At 48.9% G+C, this 519-nt stretch carries 1 protein-coding gene; it reads right to left on the minus strand.

Going from position 1 to position 519, the window contains the following annotated elements; translation table 11 throughout:
• Positions 1-486 (minus strand): AMP-binding protein (locus tag R7Q46_RS30225; protein ID WP_318078722.1); only part of this gene is annotated, 486 nt, incomplete at its 3' end.
• Between the last annotated feature and the right edge of the window lie 33 nt (positions 487-519).

A 519-nucleotide genomic window follows, 5' to 3' on the forward strand; every position in this document is an offset into this window, starting at 1 on the left:
AATCAAAGCGTTGAACTGGTATTGGCAATGTGGTGCTGAATCATACGGCAGCGCGATGCCGATAAGCTCTGGCATGGCATCAATGACTTGCTGAGTTGCTGCTGGGTCATCAAGCTTCCCCCCGATCAGCGCCTTACTTTCACTGTGAGTTACACAGTATTCAATCGTGTCGGCCCCTGCGGTAGGGAAAATAGGTACGCTTACGTAATCCCCTAGCATCATGGCCAAATCGCAGATAAACCACTCTGCGCAGTTTTTCGATACCAGTGCGACTTTATCGCCAGGCTGAATACCCAGCCCACGTAGTGCGCTGACGAGCTTGAGAGCCTGATCGGCGACTTCTGCGTAAGTAAACTCGACAAACTGTCGGTTAATGATTTGTTTTAGGTAGACCTCATTCGGGCGCTCCGCTGCCCATTTAAGAATCATTTCATTTGGTGGTGGGAGAGCGCAACCAGCAGTGCTATTTATTTTCGGCTGATTCATGTTTGGTGACTCCATGTCTTCTCATTGTATTTA

This window comes from Vibrio sp. 811 (assembly GCF_033339195.1).